Origin of the sequence: Maribacter cobaltidurans (assembly GCF_002269385.1) — a bacterium.
GTDB classification, from domain to species: Bacteria; Bacteroidota; Bacteroidia; order Flavobacteriales; family Flavobacteriaceae; genus Maribacter; species Maribacter cobaltidurans.
On record NZ_CP022957.1, the window covers coordinates 523,285 to 544,246 of the forward strand.

The 20,962-nt window shown below is 37.0% G+C and carries 22 protein-coding genes; 9 read left to right on the plus strand and 13 right to left on the minus strand.

Translation table 11 applies throughout. From position 1 onward, the window contains the following. The 9 genes from CJ263_RS02220 to CJ263_RS02260 all read right to left on the minus strand — a co-directional run bounded on the left by CJ263_RS02220 (position 1) and on the right by CJ263_RS02260 (position 8,328). A complete protein-coding gene (locus CJ263_RS02220) occupies positions 1-876 on the minus strand; it encodes a DUF6268 family outer membrane beta-barrel protein (RefSeq protein WP_094995767.1) in 876 nt (291 codons plus the stop codon). A 2-nt stretch (positions 877-878) separates the two neighbouring features. Then, positions 879-1,799: a mechanosensitive ion channel family protein gene (locus CJ263_RS02225; protein WP_094999068.1), complete on the minus strand. Its 921-nt coding sequence runs from the start codon at positions 1,797-1,799 to the stop codon at positions 879-881. A gap of 2 nt (positions 1,800-1,801) precedes the next feature. Further along, complete coding sequence (locus CJ263_RS02230; protein ID WP_094995768.1) at positions 1,802-3,139, minus strand: ABC transporter permease; 1,338 nt, start codon at positions 3,137-3,139, stop codon at positions 1,802-1,804. Continuing rightward, complete coding sequence (locus CJ263_RS02235; RefSeq protein ID WP_094995769.1) at positions 3,132-4,064, minus strand: ABC transporter ATP-binding protein; 933 nt, start codon at positions 4,062-4,064, stop codon at positions 3,132-3,134. The genes CJ263_RS02230 and CJ263_RS02235 overlap by 8 nt, the downstream gene beginning before the upstream one ends. 216 nt (positions 4,065-4,280) lie before the next feature. Beyond that, positions 4,281-5,399 carry a molecular chaperone DnaJ gene (gene dnaJ, locus CJ263_RS02240; RefSeq protein WP_094995770.1) on the minus strand — a complete coding sequence of 373 codons (1,119 nt, stop codon included), beginning with the start codon at positions 5,397-5,399 and terminating at the stop codon, positions 4,281-4,283. A gap of 9 nt (positions 5,400-5,408) precedes the next feature. After that, positions 5,409-5,975: a nucleotide exchange factor GrpE gene (locus tag CJ263_RS02245; protein WP_094999069.1), complete on the minus strand. Its 567-nt coding sequence runs from the start codon at positions 5,973-5,975 to the stop codon at positions 5,409-5,411. A gap of 140 nt (positions 5,976-6,115) precedes the next feature. Further along, entirely contained in the window at positions 6,116-7,078 is a 963-nt protein-coding gene (locus CJ263_RS02250; RefSeq protein ID WP_094995771.1) for a TIGR01777 family oxidoreductase, read from the minus strand. A 100-nt stretch (positions 7,079-7,178) separates the two neighbouring features. After that, positions 7,179-7,844, minus strand: coding sequence for a tRNA (5-methylaminomethyl-2-thiouridine)(34)-methyltransferase MnmD (mnmD, locus tag CJ263_RS02255; RefSeq protein ID WP_094995772.1), 666 nt, complete (start codon positions 7,842-7,844; stop codon positions 7,179-7,181). A 1-nt stretch (position 7,845) separates the two neighbouring features. Beyond that, positions 7,846-8,328 carry a DUF4920 domain-containing protein gene (locus tag CJ263_RS02260; RefSeq protein WP_094995773.1) on the minus strand — a complete coding sequence of 161 codons (483 nt, stop codon included), beginning with the start codon at positions 8,326-8,328 and terminating at the stop codon, positions 7,846-7,848. A 107-nt stretch (positions 8,329-8,435) separates the two neighbouring features. Between CJ263_RS02260 and CJ263_RS02265 the strand changes: the two genes are divergently transcribed. Continuing rightward, the gene (locus CJ263_RS02265) at positions 8,436-9,512 is read left to right on the plus strand and encodes a branched-chain amino acid aminotransferase (protein ID WP_094995774.1); all 1,077 of its coding nucleotides are present in this window, start codon (positions 8,436-8,438) and stop codon (positions 9,510-9,512) included. 25 nt (positions 9,513-9,537) lie between these two features. Here CJ263_RS02265 and CJ263_RS02270 read toward each other — a convergent pair whose 3' ends face one another. Then, entirely contained in the window at positions 9,538-9,924 is a 387-nt protein-coding gene (locus tag CJ263_RS02270; protein ID WP_094995775.1) for a pyrophosphohydrolase domain-containing protein, read from the minus strand. A gap of 548 nt (positions 9,925-10,472) precedes the next feature. Here CJ263_RS02270 and crcB point away from each other — a divergent pair. From crcB to CJ263_RS02300, 4 genes are all read left to right on the plus strand, one after another. Then, the gene (gene crcB / locus CJ263_RS02285; protein WP_094995778.1) at positions 10,473-10,844 is read left to right on the plus strand and encodes a fluoride efflux transporter CrcB; all 372 of its coding nucleotides are present in this window, start codon (positions 10,473-10,475) and stop codon (positions 10,842-10,844) included. A 292-nt stretch (positions 10,845-11,136) separates the two neighbouring features. After that, positions 11,137-11,475: a P-II family nitrogen regulator gene (locus tag CJ263_RS02290; protein ID WP_094995779.1), complete on the plus strand. Its 339-nt coding sequence runs from the start codon at positions 11,137-11,139 to the stop codon at positions 11,473-11,475. Positions 11,476-11,504: 29 nt separating this feature from the next. Then, a complete protein-coding gene (locus CJ263_RS02295) occupies positions 11,505-12,785 on the plus strand; it encodes an ammonium transporter (protein ID WP_094995780.1) in 1,281 nt (426 codons plus the stop codon). A gap of 106 nt (positions 12,786-12,891) precedes the next feature. Further along, positions 12,892-13,962, plus strand: coding sequence for an outer membrane beta-barrel protein (locus CJ263_RS02300; RefSeq protein WP_094995781.1), 1,071 nt, complete (start codon positions 12,892-12,894; stop codon positions 13,960-13,962). A gap of 69 nt (positions 13,963-14,031) precedes the next feature. Here the strand turns inward: CJ263_RS02300 and CJ263_RS02305 are convergent, their stop codons facing one another. The 3 genes from CJ263_RS02305 to CJ263_RS02315 form a co-directional block, all read right to left on the minus strand. After that, positions 14,032-14,685 carry a DUF1684 domain-containing protein gene (locus tag CJ263_RS02305; RefSeq protein ID WP_094995782.1) on the minus strand — a complete coding sequence of 218 codons (654 nt, stop codon included), beginning with the start codon at positions 14,683-14,685 and terminating at the stop codon, positions 14,032-14,034. A gap of 82 nt (positions 14,686-14,767) precedes the next feature. Continuing rightward, positions 14,768-16,183 (minus strand): alpha/beta hydrolase, encoded by a 1,416-nt coding sequence (locus CJ263_RS02310; RefSeq protein ID WP_094995783.1) that lies wholly within the window; start codon positions 16,181-16,183, stop codon positions 14,768-14,770. 72 nt (positions 16,184-16,255) lie between these two features. After that, complete coding sequence (locus CJ263_RS02315) at positions 16,256-16,723, minus strand: Lrp/AsnC family transcriptional regulator (RefSeq protein ID WP_094995784.1); 468 nt, start codon at positions 16,721-16,723, stop codon at positions 16,256-16,258. A gap of 123 nt (positions 16,724-16,846) precedes the next feature. On the opposite strand from CJ263_RS02315, the gene CJ263_RS02320 reads away from it, so the two are divergent. From CJ263_RS02320 to CJ263_RS02335, 4 genes are all read left to right on the plus strand, one after another. Beyond that, positions 16,847-17,236, plus strand: a complete 390-nt coding sequence (locus tag CJ263_RS02320; RefSeq protein ID WP_094995785.1) for a hypothetical protein — start codon at positions 16,847-16,849, stop codon at positions 17,234-17,236. A 103-nt stretch (positions 17,237-17,339) separates the two neighbouring features. Next, positions 17,340-18,185 carry a formyltetrahydrofolate deformylase gene (purU, locus tag CJ263_RS02325; RefSeq protein ID WP_094995786.1) on the plus strand — a complete coding sequence of 282 codons (846 nt, stop codon included), beginning with the start codon at positions 17,340-17,342 and terminating at the stop codon, positions 18,183-18,185. Between the two features lie 32 nt (positions 18,186-18,217). Next, positions 18,218-18,922: a DUF4197 domain-containing protein gene (locus CJ263_RS02330; protein ID WP_094995787.1), complete on the plus strand. Its 705-nt coding sequence runs from the start codon at positions 18,218-18,220 to the stop codon at positions 18,920-18,922. A 334-nt stretch (positions 18,923-19,256) separates the two neighbouring features. After that, positions 19,257-20,780, plus strand: coding sequence for a helix-turn-helix domain-containing protein (locus CJ263_RS02335; RefSeq protein WP_229702345.1), 1,524 nt, complete (start codon positions 19,257-19,259; stop codon positions 20,778-20,780). The last annotated feature ends 182 nt before the right edge of the window (positions 20,781-20,962 follow it).

Genomic DNA, 20,962 nt, shown 5'->3' on the forward strand with positions numbered 1-20,962 from the left:
TTAAATTCCTATTCTAAAACCGGTTCTAAAATACAAGCCAGCTTCATCGTTCAATGTAAAGATATCCTTTCTATCATTATCCCTAAGAGCCCCATTTTGAAAAAGGGAATGCCCCCCTACAAGATAAACGGACATATCCTTGGTAATTTTATATTGATACCCAAGAGTCAATAATAATGCCGTATAGGACACATCGGTTGATAAAGTGTTTCCTGAAAGCAAAATATTATTCTGTATGTTCACATAATACCCATCTACAAACAATTCAGTTTGAAAAAAATGGCCTTTACGCGTGAAATATTTCATGCCGGATTTTGGAACTCCCAAAATATATGACCAATTGGGATGAAAGCGCTTTTCATAATAAAGTACCGGCAACGGTATTTGTACCGGTGAGTTTGAGTTATAGGAAAGTCCCAAGACCAGTCGAAAAGGTTTTTCTATATCCTTTTTATCCTGATAGGCACCAACCGTATAATTAATATTAAAATCATCCTCTTGAAGTTCCTCTACAAAATTTGAGGACCATCTGGGTGTAACTACACCAACGATTCTCCATTCTTCTGTTAACTTATAGACATAGGCGAGATTGAGGTCAAATACATGCAATTTTTGCAAATCACCTGAATTTGCGAACAATGTATCAGGCACTTCAAAATTGTATCGATTATACTCGCTTCCCAAAACAATATAATCTCTTTTTTTTCTAACGGCAATGGGAAAATTCGCCAACAATTTTATTCTAGAGGTCTCCACTCCTGCCTTGTTCTCGGGCATCAACATATACTCCGCCCGGAAAACATCCGGGGTTTGCCCCCAATTTGCAAAGTGTACCACAAGTACAAAAATAAGGGCCCAACTATATTTGCCCTTCATTCCTAATTATCTTTTTGGACATTACTATGTTTAAACGGGGTTTGCTGAAAAATATGCACATCCCTCTGTGGGAAAGGTATCGTAATATTATTCTTCCTAAAGGCAGCATCGATTTTATAGCGCAAATCACTTTTTAATCTTGGATCTGAAAAGCTATCGCTTATATAAAAATTCAATGAAAATAATAAGGCCGAATCTCCAAAATCCTCAAATAATACAAAGGGCTTTGGACTTTTCAATACGCCTCTTTGCTCCTTGACTATAGCTTCCAAAACACTGGTAACCAATTCCACATTGCTGCCATAGGCAACCCCTACCTTTACGTTCTCCCTAGTGGTCTTATGATTCTGTGTATAATTATAAACAATGTCGCTAATAAAATGGTGATTTGGGATGATGATAATCTTATCATCCCTAGTTATAGCCCTCGTAGTCCGCAATTTTATTTCAAAGACTTTACCTACCTTACCGTCTACCTCAATAATATCACCAACCCTCAAGGATTTGTCAACAATAATAAAAATACCTCCAATGATATCCTGAAAAAGTTCCTGTAAAGCAAGTCCAAGTCCAACAAATAAAGCGGCGGAAGCGGTAATCAGTATAGTAATATCAATACCTGCCGCACTCATGGTAAAAAGAATTACCAAAATGTAGACTACATACTTTATGAACTTGAAGATGCTGATAAACTTCAATTTATCTTCAGCCTCCATTCTTCTGGTAAAAAACCTCCGCACCCACTGCAACACAAAACTTGTCACTATAAACGCAATAGTCAACAACAGTAAAACGCCAATGGTAACATGGATGGATTTATCACCTGAATTATAATGGAATCCCAAATCCAGAAACTCCTTAATGGAGCCCCATATATCCTCCTCTATAATTTCCTTTATTTTTTCCGTTTCCTCTTGGGCCATCATTAATATTTAAGCCATTTCAACAATTCTTTATAACTAGGTTTTTTTCCATACATAAGTATTCCTACCCTGTAAATTTTGGCTGCCAGCCAAACGATACCAATAAAGGTAATTATTAATATGAGAATTGAGGAAACCAATTGCCAAATGGGAACACCGCCCTCCCCTATTCCACCAGGGAGTCGCATCATCATAACAATGGGAGACGTTAACGGAAACAAAGAAAAACCAACGGCAATGGGTCCGTGCGGATTGCTAAATACCGAAAAGAAACCAACGTAAATAGCCAACATCAATGGCAATATTATTGGAAATATAAATTGTTGTGTATCAGTTTCATTATCTACTGCGGCACCTATTGCCGCATAAATTGAACTGTAGATCAAATATCCCAGCACAAAGTAAATGATGAAAAATAAAATTAAAAGCAGCCAAGGTATATCCAAAATTTCCTGAGCATACAAAAGCAACGAAGAGTCTGCCGATGATAAAATGGTATTGGTCGAATTACCCATTCCAGGCCCCATACCTCCCTTGGAAATATCCGAAGGGTCTATATCAAAAATGGACATAGAAATCAATAGAAGAACACCGCCGGAGATGATCCAAATCCCAAACTGCGTAATACCTGCCAATGAAGTACCAATAATTTTGCCAAGCATCAACTGAAATGGCTTTACCGAAGAAATGATGACCTCAATGATCCGACTAGTTTTTTCCTCAATAACACTGCGCATAACAAACCCCCCATAAATGATAATGAACATCATGATCAAATACCCAAAACCTCCTCCAATTATTGCTTTTATCTCATTTATTCCCTTTAGGTTATGCTCTCCGTCAAAGGTTGAAATATTCAACTCATATTCACTGTCCATTTCTGCATATTCACGTGCGGATATGCCAAATTCCCTGAGTCTTTCCTGTTTCAACCGCTCCTTAAAAATCCGTTCCAATCGTTCCAAGATATTGGTACTTGGAGCTTCCTTACTATAAAAAAACGAACGTTGGCTTACTGTCTCCAAATTAGATTCATTGGGTAAATATACAAGTCCATAGTAGCCCATATTCATTGTGGAATCCTTGGCCTGTTCCAAGGAGATATCCCTGAACTTTACAAAGGATGTACTTTCTGAAGTTATAAACTCATTTGAGAAGAAATCACTTTCATTTAAAACGGCAATCACCCTTTTTTCATTATCGTTTAGCTTTGTAAGATAGGATATGAGGACAATCATACCTACCATTAGAAAAGGACTAAGAAAGGTCATTATAACAAATGATTTGTTCCTAACCTTGGCCAAGTATTCCCTTTTAATAATTAAGTGTAACTTACTCATGGGCGAAACCTTTGTTTTCAATAGTCCTTATAAATATTTCATTTGCAGAGGGTATCGTTTCCGTAAAGTTTTTGATATTGCCTTTAGTTCCCAAAAAGCTCAATAGTTCATTGGAATTTCCCCCAGGGAGTTGCACGGAAAAATCCAATTGGCTTTCGCCGGAAACGGCATCAAATATTTTAAAATTACCTTTTAGTTGGTCCAACAATCCATTTGGTGAACTCGTGCCGATACCTACCTTGAATATATTCTTCTTATACGCTTCCTTTATTTCCGATAATTTACCGTCCAGTATCTTCTCCGACCGATGGATCAGAGCAATATATTCACATAATTCCTCTACGGATTCCATTCTATGCGTAGAAAAAATGATAGAGGTGCCACTTTCCTTAAGCTTAAGAATTTCATCTTTTATGATATTGGCATTTATTGGATCAAAACCACTGAAGGGTTCATCGAAAATTAACAGTTTAGGTTCGTGAAGCACTGTAACGATGAACTGTATTTTCTGGGCCATACCCTTTGAAAGTTCTTGAATTTTCTTGTTCCACCAATCTCCTATCTCCAAACGCTCAAACCAGTATTTCAATCTTTGTTTTGCATCGTTCTTGGATAAACCTTTAAGTTGGGCAAGATATAAGGCCTGCTCACCTACTTTCATACTTTTATACAATCCCCTTTCCTCCGGCAAATAGCCAATTTGGGAAATATGTTCGCTCCTTAGAGGCTCCCCCTCAAAAAAAACCTCGCCTTGGTCAGGAAAGGATATCTGATTGATAATTCTAATCAAGGTAGTTTTACCTGCTCCATTGGGACCAAGCAAACCGTAGATACTATTTTTGGGAATTTCTATGGAAACATTATGCAAAGCAGTGTGGCCGCCATACGTTTTGGAGACCTTATTTGCAACCAAAATATGATTCATGTAAGCAATTTGTTCAAAGATATTGAATTGTTTTCACAAGGCTTTTTTTACTTATGAATTTCACGAAATCCATGCATTAAAAATGCTATAAAAACAAAACCCACCCTCAAAAGAATCAAGGATGGGAAAAAATTGCTATGAAAAAGAAAATTAATATTGGTCACCCAATATTGTTTCAAATATACGTTTTTTATTTAAACACCAAATTTTTTAAGTTTAAGAGAACATATCCTTTACTTTTTCAAAAAAGGATTTATCCGATTTTTCAGGTTTTGGCTCAAAATTTTCGTTACCCTGCATACGTTCAAAAAAGTCCTTTTGTTCCTTGTTCAATTCTTTTGGAGTCCAAACATTAACATGGACCAAAAGATCTCCGCTACCGTAACCATTGAGACTGGAGACACCTTTTCCCCTCAACCTCAAGATTTTTCCTGACTGTATACCAGGTTCCAATTTAATTCTCACCTTACCTCCAACGGCATCAATTTCTTTTGAGGTTCCCAAAATGGCATCGGATATGCTTATATACAAATCATAATGTAGATTATCGCCTTCGCGCTTCAAGGTTTCATGCTCTTGGGTTTCTATGGCAACCAGCAAATCGCCTGGAATACCATTGCCTGGGGCGTCATTACCTTTTCCCGGAACTTTTAATTGCATTCCTTCTTCCACCCCAGCAGGGATATTTATGGATACGGTTTCTTCAGAAACTTTTAGACCTTGGGCATCCGCATCTCCCGGTTTGCCGTCCAAAATTTGTCCACTTCCACCACAGACACTACAGGTTGCGGCTGTTTGCATACGGCCCAATATGGTATTCTGAACCTTGGTAACCTGTCCACGGCCATTACATGTAGTACACGTTTTATAGGTAACCCCTTCAGCCTGGATTTTTCTCCTTACTTTAACCTTCTTTTCCACGCCGTTGGCGATTTCCTCCAAGGTCAATTTAACCCTAATGCGTAGATTGCTTCCCTTCACCCTTCGCTGGCCACCACCACCGAAACCTCCAAATCCACTGAATCCACCTCCACCGAATGCACTTCCAAAAATGTCTCCAAACTGACTGAATATGTCATCCATATTCATTCCGCCACCTCCAAAGCCTCCTCCTTCAAAGGCAGCATGACCAAATTGGTCATATTTTGCCTTCTTATTTGGATCACTCAGGACTTCATAAGCTTCAGCCGATTTTTTAAACATCTCCTCTGCTTTGGCATCACCAGGATTCTTATCAGGATGATATTGAAGCGCCTTTTTTCGGTATGCCTTTTTTATTTCGGCGGCCGAGGCACTTTTGCTTACGCCAAGTATTTCGTAAAAATCTTCCTTCATACTACTTTTTTAGTTTCCTACCACCACTTTTGGATGTCTTATAATTCTCTCCCCAAGCTTAAACCCCTTTTCAATGACATCGATGACTTTTCCCTTCATACTATCCTCCGGTGCAGGTATTTGGGTAATGGCTTCATGAATTTCAGCATCAAAAGTATCTCCAGCCGTTACCTCGACCTCCTGCAAACCTTTTGATTTTAAGGTTTCCCAAAACTTTACCTTAATCAACTCCACACCTTTGAACAATTCCTTATCCTCTGCCTTGGACAGTTCTTTTAAGGCTCTGTCAAAATCGTCCAGGACCGGCAATAGAGAAACTATTACTTCCTGTCCTGCCGTTTTGAATAAGTCCATTCGCTCTTTGGAGGTCCTTTTCTTGTAATTTTCAAATTCCGCAAAAAGCCTGAGAAACTTATCCTTCTCCTTTCCTAAATCTTCTCTTAGCCTATCCTCTTCAGACATTTCCTCTTCCACTATATCTTCTTGGTCCCTTTCCCCATTAAGCTCTTCCTGCTTCAACATTTGTTCTTGGGACAATTCTTCCTCTATATTTTCGGTATTATCATTCTTGCTCATATTCAATACTATTTTAATCTTCCGATTTGAGGGGGCAAAAGTACTGCCAAATCTTTAAAAATGTCAAAATGTCACCAAACTTTATAAAAAAATCCGCCAAAAGCGGATTTACATATTGTTCCTTGATTATTGTTTAGTATTTAAGACACATATTCTTTGGATAAATCATTGGATATCTTAGAATTGGATTTTTTATTTTGATAAATAACCTCCAATGCGCAGCAAATGTTTTGAAACTCGAAAATAAATCCTTCACCTTCAATTTTCTTACTACTAACCCTCTGACTTGCGAATAATAAATAGCTCATTTCACCAAGAATAAGCTTCATTATCATTTTGGGAATATTGGGCAAAATTAGTGGGCGATTCAAAACATTGGCAATTTCCTTTACCAATCTATTATTGGTTACAGGGTTGGGAGAAACCCCATTAAAAACTCCTTCCAATTCATTTTCTAGTACAAATAGAAAAATTCTGGCCAAATCTGAAAGGTGTATCCAAGGTTGCCACTGCAGCCCCGATCCAAATGCTGCACCCGTATAATATTTAACCGGTTTTGCCATTTGTGGTAAAGCTCCTCCTTTGTCCGATAAAACCAGGCCAATTCTAACTTTGGAAACCATTATGCCGAGACTCTTGAAGGTATCGGCTTCTTCCTCCCAAGCCAAAACCACCCTTCCAAGAAAACTATCATCTACCGCCTCTTCATCTTCCTCATAATAATTTGACAAAGAATCTGGATAAATCCCAATAGCAGAAGCAGATATGATGGATGTAATGGTATGTTGAGGCAATTTATCTATTGCCCCATATAAGGTTTGCAACGAATTAATCCTACTGTTGAGAATTTGTTTTTTGTAACTAGGCGTCCATCTCTTCGAAATACTCGCTCCAGCTAGGTTGATGATAGTAGTAACTCCGTCAAAACAACGAATATCAATTTCCTTTTTTGTAGGATTCCAATAAAAACCCTTCAAGTTTTCCTTGGAAACCATTTTGTCCTTACTTGTGGTCAAGAAATGTACAACGTATCCCTTGTCATGACAGTGAGATACCAATTCCGTCCCGACCAATCCCGTAGCACCTGTTATTAATATCCTCATATCCCAAAGTTATCACTTTAAGATTATGCCCAATGTAAGTTTAGTTTCGATTTAACATAGAATAGGTCTTTTTAAGACAAATTAACTGAACACCTTCCTATTATAACATTTTTTTTGCCCTTAGCATTTCTCTTTTTCCTGGAGGTCCCGGAAGGCGCTCAACCTCAAATCCAACTTCCAACATGGCTCTCCTAACGCTGCCTTTGGCAGCATAAGTCACTAGATATCCATTCATTTTTAAGGCTTCGAACATTTTGCTGAAAATATGTTCGGTCCAAAGCTCGGGCTGTACCCTTGCGCCAAAGGCATCAAAATAAATTAAATCAAATTCTGCGGAATTATTTATTTCCCTAAAGTCCTTCTGCTGCTTCAAAAGACTAAAATTTTCGGTAATAATTGAGGCCTTTTCCCAAGAACAACTATGCAATTTCCTAAAATCACCACTGTGAGAGACGGCATTGAGTTCTTCTATATAGTTTAATTCCTCGATTTCTTCATCAACCACAGGATAAGCCTCAACGCCTACATAATCTATTTTAAGCCTTCTTTTTGGTGCTTCAAGTAAAGTAATGAAAGCATTAAGCCCAGTACCAAAGCCTATTTCAAGAATTGAAATTTGTCGGTTTTGAAATAAATCTAGTCCCTGATTGATAAAGACATGGTACGCCTCATTGATTGCGCCATGCTTTGAGTGGTATTGCTCATTCCATTCCCTTATCTGAATGGTTTTTGAGCCATCACCAGTGGTAATTATCTCCCTTTTCAAACTAATCCTTTATCAATACCCCGTTGGCCTCAAAACCGTAAGTCTTTTTAGAAGAGGTAATCTTTGCCAAATCATCTTGTTTGGCGCCACCATCTTTGGCATAATGCTTCTGATCTTCTACACTCATTTCCTCCACAAACGCAATACCGTCCACAATTACCTTTCTACCTGCGATATCCTTTGGCATAAAAAATCCATAGTCCTTGAACCTAACCATGGCCTCTTTACCATTTGCAAGTTCCAACTTCATCCAACATCCCTTTGCCTGACAAACCTCTTTTACTTTTCCCATGAACTTAGTCTTTAAGGTATCGCCGGATTTTAAACCATCATATAGCAACATCATATCCTTGGAACTACCAACATTTGACTCGTCCACCCATTCGCCATAAGTTACCAACTTATTAGTATCTGATTTTTTATCCTGACCTAACGACACAAAACCTATCCAAAAAATCACAAGCAAAATGTTAAAACTTTTCATAATGTTCAAAAATTAAATTCTTCTTGCAAAACTGCTCATTTTTAGGGTAAAAAAGAAGTGGCAGTTGGTATATTTGATTAATTTTATTCTAATAAAGAATATTTGGGATGAGCGTAGAAACTAAAAAAGTGAACATTAGTGTAGAAAGGGCAAAGACCTCTAAAATAAATCAAGTCGATTTTGACAATTTAAAATTTGGTTCCGTGTATACGGATCATATGTTGGTTTGTGATTATAAGAACGGAGTTTGGGAGGCTCCCAAGATAATGCCGTATCAACAGATAATGCTTGATCCTTCTGCAAAGGTATTTCATTATGGACAGTCCATTTTTGAGGGAATGAAGGCCTACAAGGATGATAATGGGAGTATTTTCTTATTCAGACCATTGGACAACCATAAACGTCTTAATATATCTGCAAAAAGACTGTCTATCCCTGAATTGCCAGAAGAATATTTTATGGAAGGCCTTACCACTTTGTTAGAGCTGGATAGTGATTTTATACCAACAAAAGAGGGTTCCTCCTTGTATATAAGGCCTTTCATGTTCGCATCTGGAAATGGCTTTCATGCTTCTCCAGCCGATGAGTATAAATTCATAATTGCTTGTGCTCCTTCCGGTTCCTATTTCTCCGGAAAAGTAAAGGTGCTTATTGAACAAACCTACTCCAGATCCGCTAACGGAGGGGTTGGATTCGCCAAGGCCGGGGGTAATTATGCCGGTCAGTTCTACCCTACGCAATTAGCCATTGAAAAGGGATACAATCAAGTAATCTGGACGGATGACACAGAACATGAATACATTGAGGAGGCCGGTGCCATGAACATTTTTATACGTATAAACGATACTTTGATTACCGGCCCTACCAGTGATAGAATATTGGATGGCATTACCAGAAAAAGTATTTTGGAAATAGCAAAGGATAATAGTATTCCTACCGAAGTACGAAAAATTACGGTTACGGAAGTAGTCAATGCGGCGAAGGACGGTTCATTAAAAGAAATGTTCGGTGCAGGAACTGCAGCAGTAATTTCACCAATATCCGCTTTTGGATATAAGGACAAGGATTATGATTTACCGGAATTGGAAAACAGCTATGCTTCCAAATTAAAGAAATTGATTACGGATATACAGTATAACAAATCTGAAGATAAATACGGATGGCGCTTTATGGTCAAAAGTTAATAAAAAAGGGCTTAAGAGCCCTTTTTTATTTATCCAAAATAGCGGCGATGTCCGGCTTAAAATAGTTTGGCCCTTTTAACACTTTTCCATCTTCCCTATAAATAGGTTTTCCATCCTCGCCCAATTTACTCATATTGCTTCGCTGAATCTCATTAAAAACCTCCTCTATTTTATACTGCATCCCATGCTCCAAAATAGTCCCACAAAGAATATATAACATATCTCCCAGGGCGTCTGCAACCTCAATGATATCATTATTGGATGCCGCCTCCAAGTATTCCTTGTTTTCTTCATCCATTAAATTAAAACGTAAATGGTTTTTTGCTTTCCCCAAATCCGCCCTCATTTCCTTTGAAACACCCAGCCCAAACGATTCGTGGAATAGTTGTACTGCTTTAATCTTGCTTTTCATAAAAAATCTTGAGTTTTCCTTTAGTTTTGTGTAAAAATAAAAATTATGTTCAGCACCGGACAAATTGTTTTTGCAGTTCTATTTATCATCACGTTCTTCATAATTATTGTCATTATGTATAGGAAGGACTTAAAATTGCACCAAAAGAATTACAAAGGCGTCAAATGGGTGGGAATATTCTTTATAATATTTATATTTATTCTTTTCTCCATTAAGTATTTACTCAATAATTAACGCAAATTTTACATACACCACAAAAATTGACGGTTACACAACAAAACCCCTGAATTTGACGTATAATATACCAAATAGCGTAATTTTGCGTTATTCATCTACAAGGGGCAATTATTATGATGACATTTTTTACAATCTTATTGGTATTGATCGGTCTTAATATAGCTATGCTCATAGCAAGTTTGCAAAATGCAAGTAAAAAGTCGAAAAAACCTACAAGTATATCTTCAGAGGATAACCCATCTGTAATTTATCCGATTAATCTGATTACTTCCAACTACAAAAAAGCTGTTTAGTTTATACCTTTGTGAGGTATGAAACAGTTTTTGCTCATATTTCTTGGTGGTGGCGTTGGAAGCTTTCTACGGTATTTAATTTCCAAAGCATTAAATTCCTATTACCCTAATTTTTATTTAGGAACCTTCTTGGTCAATATTTTGGGTTGTTTCATTATTGGATTGCTAATCGGGCTATCAGTAAAGAACAACTATATATCCGAAAATCATGTTCTTTTATTGGGTACAGGTTTTTGCGGCGGCTTTACCACATTCTCCACATTTGCACTTGAGAGCCATCTCCTTCTAAAGGAACATTCCTTATTATATATGTCCGCATACCTAGGTGCAAGTATTATAGCAGGTATTCTTGCCATTGCACTGGGCCTATATATTTGCAAATTGTTATAATCTTAACAATAGTAACGTTAATTCCAAAAATTATACTTTTCCACATCTTTTTTATTGTTTTTTAAACAATTTATTACCTAAAGGGTTCTTTTTCTACACTTTTTACAAAATATAGGCCATTTTAATCATTCCTAATGGTCATATTCATAAAATACCACAGCTTAAATATTAATACCTATAATTTTTAGGGGTCTTAATTATTATAAACATAAAAATATATCCTATACCCCCTAATTTTAGGGGGTGTTAATTTTTTTAACATACATTTGGGGCATCTAAAACAATTAGTACAATGAAAAAAATCGAGGCAATTATCAGAAAATCCAAGTTTGATGAAGTCAAAGAAGCATTGCATCAAATCGAGGTCAATTTCTTTAGTTACTGGGATGTAACGGGAGTTGGTAATGAGAAAAAAGGTCACGTGTACAGGGGTATCTCCTATAGCACAACAGACATTCAAAGAAGATTCTTATCTATTGTCGTATCGGACGAATTTGCTCAAAAAACAGTGGAAACTATTTTAAACACTGCGTATTCCGGCAATGTAGGGGATGGAAAAGTATTTGTATCCGACGTAATAGAAGCTTACCGTATTAGAACCAAAGAAAGCGGGCAGGCAGGTATCAACTAAAATAATCAACTAACTAAAAAAATTTAATTATGACTGAAGTAACACAAGAATCAATGGATGCCACCCTTGCAGCTATAAATGGCGATATGGGTGCATTGTGGATTACCCTTGCAGCGATTTTGGTTTTCTTTATGCAAGCAGGTTTTACCTTGGTAGAGGTCGGCTTTACGAGAAGCAAAAATTCAGGTAATATAATAATGAAAAACATAATGGACCTTGCTGTAGGATCTATCATGTTCTGGGCCGTAGGTTACGGTATTATGTATGGAAGTGATTTAGTATTAGGAGGGTTTTTTAGATCAAGCCCTTCAGACCAGGGCTATTTCTTTTTTAGCGCTACGGACTGGTACAATTTATTTTTTCAAACTGTATTCTGTGCAACAGCCGCAACTATTGTTTCTGGTGCGGTAGCGGAAAGAACCAAGTTTTCCACTTATTTAATTCTTTCTGCAGTTTTGACCACTTTAATATACCCGATTTCCGGAAGTTGGTATTGGCCATTTGACGATGATGCATGGCTGAATACTGCAGGTTTTATCGATTTTGCAGGATCGTCTGTGGTACATGCTGTTGGTGGTGGTGCCGCATTGGTAGCGGCTATAATGGTTGGTCCTAGGATTGGTAAATATGTGAACGGTGAAGTAAAAGTTATTCCTGGACACAATATGATGTATGGAGCTCTTGGAGTATTTATACTTTGGTTAGGTTGGTTCGGATTTAACGGGGGTTCTCAGTTGGCTTGGGGAGGTGATGACACCATTGCCGCAGGCAGTGTAATAATCAACACCAACCTTGCCGCAGCAATTGGGGCAATTACAGCTCTTTTCCTTACTTGGATTAGATATGGAAAACCAGACCTGTCCATGACCTTGAACGGAGCACTTGCCGGATTGGTAGGTATCACAGCAGGTTGCGGTGCCGTAAACGCATGGGGAGCTGTAGCCATAGGACTATTATGCGGTATTGCAGTAGTATTCTCCATTGAAATTCTGGATAAAAAGTTTAAAATCGATGATCCCGTTGGTGCCATATCGGTACACGGTACTTGTGGATTCCTTGGAACTGTTCTCGTTGGTGTCTTTGCATTGGACGGAGGTCTTTTATATGGAGGTGGTGCCAAGTTGCTATGGGTACAAACATATGGGTCTTTAGCCTATTTACTTTGGGCTGCTTTTGCCACATTCGTCGTATTGATTATCCTTAAGAAAACAATTGGCTTAAGAGTTTCCAAAGAGGACGAAATAGAAGGCTTGGATATTACGGAGCACGGAACCGAGTGCTACCCTGAGCATATTTCAAACGATAAGTAAATAAAAAAACACGGAGCGTTTGGCAGAACGCTCCGTTACATAACCCTTTCAAAAATTCTATCAATCATTTAACAATAATCCAAAGAAGGATTTAAAATTAAAATTTATGAAACAGATTATAAATACAAAATTCGTAAAAAATATCTTTTTGTCATCATTGGCCCTATTTTCAGCAATAACCGTTGTTGCCCAAGAAGAGGAAAGTGCTTCAAAATTTACTTTGAGTGGTTCTATTGATGCTTATTACAGAACCACGTTTAAAGACGGTGGAGATGCAACTACCGCTACACCGACATCCTTTGCGAACCAAACTGGATTTGCTTTGGGTATGGCCAATTTAATTGGAACTTATGAAATGGAAAAAACAGGTGTAGTTGTAGATTTGGTTTTTGGACCTAGAGGTACAGAGGCCACGTTTAACAACGATGTTTTAAACGGTATTATCAACCAAGCTTATGCCTATTGGAATGTTTCTGATAAAACTACCTTAACCATAGGTCGTTTCAATACTTGGGTAGGGTATGAAGTTATTGCCCCTGCGGCCAACTTCAATTATAGTGTTTCCTACTTATTTTCAAATGGTCCCTTTTCGCATCTTGGTGCTAAGGCTGATTTTGCCTTTTCGGATGATGTAAGTTTAATGCTTGCCATCACCAACCCTTGGGATACAAATGACATTAGTGGTTCAGGCGTATATGCTGTTGGAGGACAATTAGGTGTTTATGGTCAATATTTGAACCTTTACTACGATGGAGGTAGTCCAACTGCCGGTGGTCTTGGTTTCGAAATTGATTACACCGGAGGTTTTGATATAACTGATAGTTTCTTCTTTGGAATCAATGCGGCTTACAACACCAATTCAAACGCTGATGATGGAAATGGGGGAACAACTACGGCAGGTTTTTATGGAGCTGCAATTTATCCACAAGTGACAACATCAGAATCTTTTGCCATTGGCCTGAGAGGTGAATATTTTGCCACTACGCAAGATGGTTTTGACGATGTTCCTGTAACAGCATTAACATTGACAGGGAGTTTTACCAAAGAAAACTTAATCATAAAACCAGAAATTCGATTGGATAGTTTTGGGAAAGATAATGAACCTTTCTTTGATAGTAACGGAGGTACTACTAATAGTCTTTCCTCTTTTGCTTTAGCAGCCATCTACTCTTTCTAGTTAGTGGAAAAATAAGGACTAATTGATTTTTTTGTTTAAATTGAAGACCCGGTGAATATTCACCGGGTCTTATTTTTTATTGAATTTTTTGACTCCAGCCAGTATCTTTGCTTCCATATGATTTACAGCAGGCACAAGTGGACAAGAATATTTTTTATTGTAAGCACAATACGGATTGTAAGCCTTGTTGAAATCCAAAATTATCTTATTTCCTTTTGGGATTCTTAAGTCCATATAACGCCCTCCGCCATAGGTTTCTTCACCATTGGTCTGATCTGTGAAAGGCAGAAAAAGATAATCCTCATATCCCTCCTTTTTCATAAGTTCGGAATTTTGGTACACCTCCAACATAAAAGGTTTTCCTTTCAGTTCAAATTTGACTTTGGCATATACCACTTCTTCAGATTGTCTATCAGTTGTTGTGGGCATCAAAAACGGTAGAGCATCAGGAGTCCTTATAAATTCAGCCTCCACAACATAGCTTGTGTCAGGGACAAAAAAGTCCAAACCGTCAAAATCCTTTCGAAACCTATCCGGTAACGGTGACTCATCCGGATCTTTGAACTCATCATTAAGTTTTTGCTGGTGCTCTAGAATTCCGGCAATCTTGTCCGTAGGTGCTTGGGCAATGATATCGGTCTTTTCGTCATGATATTTTTTTTCCTCCCTACATCCAAGTAAAGCTATAACTAAAAGTAAGGCTATTACCCTTGTTCGATTCATGATTCTACTTTTTTACAAAAGTACGATATCATCTATTTATAAAATCTATTTCCTTCCAAGTGATGATTCTGAATGCAGGATTCTAATTTTCTTCAATTAAATCATAACGAGCATCTTTTAGATACTTTGCTATCATTGCGTTGAACTCCGGGGTAATTCTAAATAATGCTGTATGATCTAGATTATATAATTCCTCCTTATTATCATATCCCGTTTTTAGCAATTCCTCCAAATAGAAAATTGCGGTCCCATAGTCCTCAACTTGTGAACTATATGAAATCACTTTCAGATAATTTTCAGGATTTTTGGGATCTGTTATCGTTTTAAGCTGATTCAAAAAGTTTAGGGCTTCCAAATCCACTTGCTTATCGGTCGATATGATATTGATATTATCTGAAATCAATGCGTTTAAAAAGCCTCGAAGCCTGCTGGACATTCTCTTTTCAAATTCATTGCTGCTCTTGTCCATTTTATCCAATTCGGACATTTGATAATTCCACCAGCCCAAATTGTTGTAATTATAGGTAAGAACATCCTCTTCCAAATAATAGCCATAATCTTCCTTGGTCAAGGATTCCTTTAAAAAGGAATTATTTTGCAATCGTTTATTGGTCCTATATGTCTTACTTCTTCTAAGAATCTTTTTGGATGTTTTTAGTGAATCCCAATCACCAAAAGGATTATAGACCTCAATTGCGTTGTCCAATACATTTTCTGCTAACAAGGGTTTATCATTGGATAGGAGTTCATTCGCTTTCACTAATGAGCTTTCATAGTAATCTTTGACAAGACTGTCATTTTTAGGAACATTTCCCTTGGCCATTTCAAACAAGGTAAAAGACCTTAGTGCCCTAACGATTTCTTGCTTGGACGCCCATTGATGTTCACCTTCAAAAAAAATCAACAAATTTGGAAACTTAAGATTGTCCAAAACGATTTTGCTTTCCAACAGTTCCCGATAGTTATAATCTGACCTACCGGCTATTCCAATAAAATAAAACGGATTTTTTCGCGTAAGCACTTCCGTATTGGCAATTGCCGCACCACAGGAAAGAACTCCTCTAATATCTTTTATAAATGTAGGCAATAGGGTGGCAAATCTCCCTCCATCACCAATTCCACCTACATAGCTTCGCTCCTTATGTATGGGAACCATATCATAAACCGTATTCAACATTCTATTGGCAATCAACACATTTTGTGAAAGACTTAGTGTATCTCGTATTTCATTGGAACTGGCCAATATATAACCTTCCTCTTCGGCCGCTGCAGTAAACATGGAGATTGCGGCCCTACTGTTTCCTTTCATGTCAAAAATAAAAAGGACAGGCCATGTTCTGGACATACTAAAAGAGGTAGGCAAATAGAGAGAAAACGATTCTCCAAGCTCGCCTTTGACCAACAAACTATCATTAATGGCACCTTTGGCAATTTTGAGTTGCTGTGAAAAAGAGGTCATCGATAAGACCAAAAAAATCAGAGGTAAAAATTTTTTCATATTTAAAACTACAACAAAAATCTAGCCAAAAATTAAATATTGATTTCATCCCTAAAGATTTTCATAATAAAATTATAGAGAACCATCTATTTTTTTTATTGGATTCATAGGGGCATTGGCAATCACCTGGGAAAGGACGATATTGGTCCTAGTTTCCCCATATTGAATTAATTTATCAATAAATTTTTCCAAATGAAACTGGTCCTTCAAAACTACTTCCATGACAATATTTTCATTTCCGGTTATCCTGTAACAATTAACCACTTCTTCAAAAGTATTGACAAGCGCTAAAAAGGGCTTCAATTTACCCATAAACGCCCTTAGGGTTATAATTGCTTTTAACTGATGTCCTGTGTGCGCATGGGAAACTTTGGCATGGTAACCCGTTATTATCCCTAAATCCTCCATCTTTTTGACCCGTTCGCCAACCGCTGGTGCCGTTAAACCAATAGACCTACCTATATGGGCGAAGGATTCCCTGGCATTATCTTGAAGTTTTTCCAAGATTTTCCAGTTGAGCTCATCTATCTTTGGATTCATAATTTTTAACCTAATTAAAATTTATTATTTAAAGTAAATTTACCAATTAACTTAATAAACTAAAGACAAAATCCACATACCTGTCGTAATTTTATATAAAAATGAGTTTTAAAAGACTTAAAAATGTCCCATAAAAATCTTAGAAATATTCCAGTATATAAAAAGGCGTTGGAGCTCTGCCGAATGAGCAGGGAAATAGCCTCTTATGTTTCCTTTAATAAGGATCTTTTACGATTATACGAAAGCAATAGCCTTAGGGATATTATAGCCAATTCCATTCTAACGGATGCCATTTTAATTCCACAAAAAATTGCTTTGGTAGAGTCATCGCGCTCCCCTTCCGAAAAATTACAACATGTTTCCTTCATAAACATTATGATACGAAATATTAATTCCTATTGTCTTGGTTTGGAAAAAGATGGAGTTAAGGAGACGGAATATATTAACCTACTACGCTCGGAACTTAAGAGCTTTAGAAAATATTACAGGAAGTGGAAGGTTTCCATTCGATAATTATAAATATCACATATTTTACCTTCGATAAGCAAAACGAAACTGAGACTAGGTCATTTCACTAAATTGGAATGACCTATTTTTGATTTTTAATCCATTCGTTTTGAAAATTATTATTTTAATTCATTGTCCCGACCAGAAAGGCATTATAAGTTCAGTTACTGGATTTATCCAAAACCATAGTGGCAATATCGTATATTTAGACCAGCATGTTGACAAATCTGCCAACGTATTTTTTATGCGTTTGGAGAGTGATTTTGAAAACGTTGATCTAGAATTACTTGAAAAAAATTTCAACACAGAATTAGCGGATAAGTATGCTATGCAATGGAGTTTGCACACGGACAGCAAAAAGCCAAAAATGGCGATTTTTGTCTCAAAGTACAACCATTGCCTTTATGACTTATTGAGTCGGTTTAATTCTGGAGAGCTTCCTGTTGAAATTCCTTTCATTCTAAGTAACCATCCTGATTTGAAATACGTGGCGGATCAGTTCGATATACCTTACCATTATATACCCTTTAACAAAGAAAATCGTGCTGAATGTGAAAAAAAGCAAATAGCTCTTCTCAAGGAATATGAGGTTGATTTTATTGTCTTAGCCAGGTACATGCAAATTGTTAGCGGTAATTTAATTAATTTATATCCTGATAAAATTATAAATATTCACCATTCCTTTTTACCTGCTTTCGCAGGAGCCAAACCATACCACGCAGCTTTTGAAAGGGGCGTTAAAATTATTGGGGCCACAAGTCACTATGTAACGGAAGAGCTGGATGCAGGTCCAATTATAGAACAGGACGTAACACCTGTATCCCATATCCATTCAATTTCGGACTTTATTAACAAGGGTCGTGATTTGGAGAAAATAGTTTTGTCAAGGGCTGTAAAACTTCATGTACATAGAAAAACGATGGTCTATAACAATAAAACCGTAATTTTCTCGTAAACCTTTTTAAAATCAACCTTTAATTATCGATTATGAGAAGAAAGTTTGGAGTGATTGTAGTTTTATTCATGATGGTTTCCTGCAATGAGTTACAACAAGTAGTTAATCAACTACCCTCTGGAACCACTTTAGGGAATGCGGAAATTGCGAACGGACTCAAGGCCGCCCTTGAAAAAGGTATCTCGGACCAAGTGGACAAATTAACCCAAACAGACGGATTCTTTAAAAATGAACTGGTAAAAATCCTATTACCGGAAGAATTGAGAAAAGTTGATAAAACACTCAGAGACATAGGATTAGGTAATTTAGCCGATGAAGGACTCAAGGTATTGAATAGAGCCGCGGAAGATGCAGTTTCCGAGGCGACTCCCATATTTGTTGATGCCGTTAAAGGCATGACTTTTAACGATGCCAAATCCATTTTGTTAGGTGAAGATAATGCAGCCACTAGCTATTTGACACAAAGAACCCGTACAGCTTTATATGACAAATTCAACCCCGTTATAAAATCGTCGTTTGAAAAGGTAGGAGCTGATCAAATCTGGAGCAACCTAATAAACAGGTATAATACCATTCCTTTAACAAACGATGTAAATCCGGATTTGACCGATTATGTGACCCAAGAGGCACTTGATGGCGTCTTTACCATGATTGCCATAGAGGAGAAAGAAATACGTAATAATGCGGCATCCAGAACTACAGATTTGCTGCGCAGAGTCTTTGCCTTGCAAGATTAATTTCTTTTTTTATCGCTTAACACAATAAAGGGTTTTATACTGCGTTAAATTTTTATATATCAGTCTCTTATAGTTGGTATAATATGTTAAAGTAATTCTTATTTTTTCAAAATTTTGAGTTAGTATTTTTTGAGTTAGTTAGTAAAAAACCGGTGGGAGCACCGGTTTTTTGTTTATAACCAATTTGATTTCTACCGTTGTTGTTACCAATTTTCTAGGCTTTGTCACTAGTAAATTATTATCGGGGTTTACCATTTTAAGAGGTTTTTAAGAAATGTGTCCCGTATTATGATTAATTTAAGACATTGCTAATTCATCAATCTAAATAGTAATCATGCAACAAATAAGAATCTTAATCACATTCTTACTGTTGAGCACATATGGACATTCCAAAACTAGCATTGTAATAGACCCTTTAAAGGTCAATGGAAAAAAAGTGTCTCAACCAGTATTGGACAAAGCAAATATTCTATTTTCAGAGAAAAAATTTCCCGAGGCTATTGAAAGCTACAAGGAAGTCTTAGAAATGGAAGTTATTAAACCCGCTTCCGTCCTAAAAAAAATGGCCCAAAGTTATTCCGCCTTAAAGGATGTAAACCATAGCATATCCTACATTGAAGAATATCTCCATGCCGATTTCAATACGGATGTTTTGGCCGACTCTTGGTTCGATGAAATTAGGGAAACAAACCAATTTGTGGAGGTTTCAGAGAAATACAACCCTAAGTTTACCATCTGGTCCTTCTTGTATCTATATGTATGTCTGATAGGTTTTTACACGGCTGTAGTCATCCATTTTAATAAGAAAATAGATAAGGTTGCCAAGATTTTAATAAGCAGCTTCATATTTATCCACTCTTTTTTTATTCTCCATATCTGTTTCAATATCACCAATTATCACTATAAATTCCCTCACACATATTTAATGTCTACTGGGTTCAGTTTTCTGTATGGCCCACTGCTCTATTTTTATTTTAAGAGAACAACACAGGAATATAAGTTCAGGGCAAAGGATGCATGGCATCTTTTGCCTACCCTTCTTTTTCTAATTTATGCCACACCAATATACCTATTGCCAGCTGAGGAAAAGTTTAACTTAATTCAAGGGAATTCGGGTGGAAGTCTTAATCTTGGCGTTTCCACTGAGTTAATGATAATCGTTATTCTCAAGCTTATATCCTTGATAGTTTATGGTTTTTATATAAGAAAGTTGTATAGAAAATCAAAAAAACAAGAAGGTATCAACAAGGAAAATAGAATTTGGCAAAGAAATATCTATTTCATTCATATTTCGTATGTTTTTTGTTATGCGGCCTACGGCCTTTTAATCACCAATTACCAAATGGCAGATTTCTTGATTCATTTTCAAATTATCTGTATGGCCACAATGGTCATGTATATAGGCTACTGTGCCAATGTGCAGCCAAGCGTTTTTAATGGTTCCTCGACCTTTAAAAACCTTTTCTTTAAATACGAAAAATCTGGATTAACCAATAGTCTTTCACATGAACTGAGAGAACACCTTATCAAACTTTTTGAGGTCGATAAAATTCATAAGGAAAATGATTTAAACCTAGAAAAAGTAGCCGAAAGGCTCAACACCACTAGGCACAATGCGTCACAAGTCATTAACGAACACTTTAATATGAACTTTAACGAACTGGTAAATACATATCGGATTAACGAGGCAAAGGAAATATTCAACACGGATTTTCAAAAAAACCTCAACATCATAGATGTGGCGTATGAGGTGGGGTTTAATAATAAGGTAACCTTCAACAAGGCCTTCAAAAAAGACACACAGGTTACACCAAGCGAATACCAGCGAAACGTTTGCTCTGAGGTAATTAGATCGTAAAAACCGAGTAACCTTCAATCGGCTACGTAAACGTTTATAGGTGTTTCCCCTTTTTTAATGCCGAGAATGTTTCTTTGAAGCGGTCTTTGCAATGTATAAAGCAGCTCTGAAGTACATCTTCCAAAGGAAATAGTATTAAAAAACCTCAGGAGTTTTGTTTGAATTAGTCATCAAACCCTTCA

Excerpts from the sequence above, each read along its gene's own strand:
- CJ263_RS02220 (WP_094995767.1), bottom strand. The coding sequence starts at position 876 with ATGAAGGGCAAATATAGTTGGGCCCTTATTTTTGTACTTGTGGTACAC.
- CJ263_RS02225 (WP_094999068.1), bottom strand. The coding sequence starts at position 1,799 with ATGGCCCAAGAGGAAACGGAAAAAATAAAGGAAATTATAGAGGAGGAT.
- CJ263_RS02230 (WP_094995768.1), bottom strand. The coding sequence starts at position 3,139 with ATGAGTAAGTTACACTTAATTATTAAAAGGGAATACTTGGCCAAGGTT.
- CJ263_RS02235 (WP_094995769.1), bottom strand. The coding sequence starts at position 4,064 with ATGAATCATATTTTGGTTGCAAATAAGGTCTCCAAAACGTATGGCGGC.
- dnaJ (WP_094995770.1), bottom strand. The coding sequence starts at position 5,399 with ATGAAGGAAGATTTTTACGAAATACTTGGCGTAAGCAAAAGTGCCTCG.
- CJ263_RS02245 (WP_094999069.1), bottom strand. The coding sequence starts at position 5,975 with ATGAGCAAGAATGATAATACCGAAAATATAGAGGAAGAATTGTCCCAA.
- CJ263_RS02250 (WP_094995771.1), bottom strand. The coding sequence starts at position 7,078 with ATGAGGATATTAATAACAGGTGCTACGGGATTGGTCGGGACGGAATTG.
- CJ263_RS02260 (WP_094995773.1), bottom strand. The coding sequence starts at position 8,328 with ATGAAAAGTTTTAACATTTTGCTTGTGATTTTTTGGATAGGTTTTGTG.
- CJ263_RS02265 (WP_094995774.1), top strand. The coding sequence starts at position 8,436 with ATGAGCGTAGAAACTAAAAAAGTGAACATTAGTGTAGAAAGGGCAAAG.
- CJ263_RS02270 (WP_094995775.1), bottom strand. The coding sequence starts at position 9,924 with ATGAAAAGCAAGATTAAAGCAGTACAACTATTCCACGAATCGTTTGGG.
- crcB (WP_094995778.1), top strand. The coding sequence starts at position 10,473 with ATGAAACAGTTTTTGCTCATATTTCTTGGTGGTGGCGTTGGAAGCTTT.
- CJ263_RS02290 (WP_094995779.1), top strand. The coding sequence starts at position 11,137 with ATGAAAAAAATCGAGGCAATTATCAGAAAATCCAAGTTTGATGAAGTC.
- CJ263_RS02295 (WP_094995780.1), top strand. The coding sequence starts at position 11,505 with ATGACTGAAGTAACACAAGAATCAATGGATGCCACCCTTGCAGCTATA.
- CJ263_RS02300 (WP_094995781.1), top strand. The coding sequence starts at position 12,892 with ATGAAACAGATTATAAATACAAAATTCGTAAAAAATATCTTTTTGTCA.
- CJ263_RS02305 (WP_094995782.1), bottom strand. The coding sequence starts at position 14,685 with ATGAATCGAACAAGGGTAATAGCCTTACTTTTAGTTATAGCTTTACTT.
- CJ263_RS02310 (WP_094995783.1), bottom strand. The coding sequence starts at position 16,183 with ATGAAAAAATTTTTACCTCTGATTTTTTTGGTCTTATCGATGACCTCT.
- CJ263_RS02315 (WP_094995784.1), bottom strand. The coding sequence starts at position 16,723 with ATGAATCCAAAGATAGATGAGCTCAACTGGAAAATCTTGGAAAAACTT.
- CJ263_RS02320 (WP_094995785.1), top strand. The coding sequence starts at position 16,847 with ATGTCCCATAAAAATCTTAGAAATATTCCAGTATATAAAAAGGCGTTG.
- CJ263_RS02330 (WP_094995787.1), top strand. The coding sequence starts at position 18,218 with ATGAGAAGAAAGTTTGGAGTGATTGTAGTTTTATTCATGATGGTTTCC.
- CJ263_RS02335 (WP_229702345.1), top strand. The coding sequence starts at position 19,257 with ATGCAACAAATAAGAATCTTAATCACATTCTTACTGTTGAGCACATAT.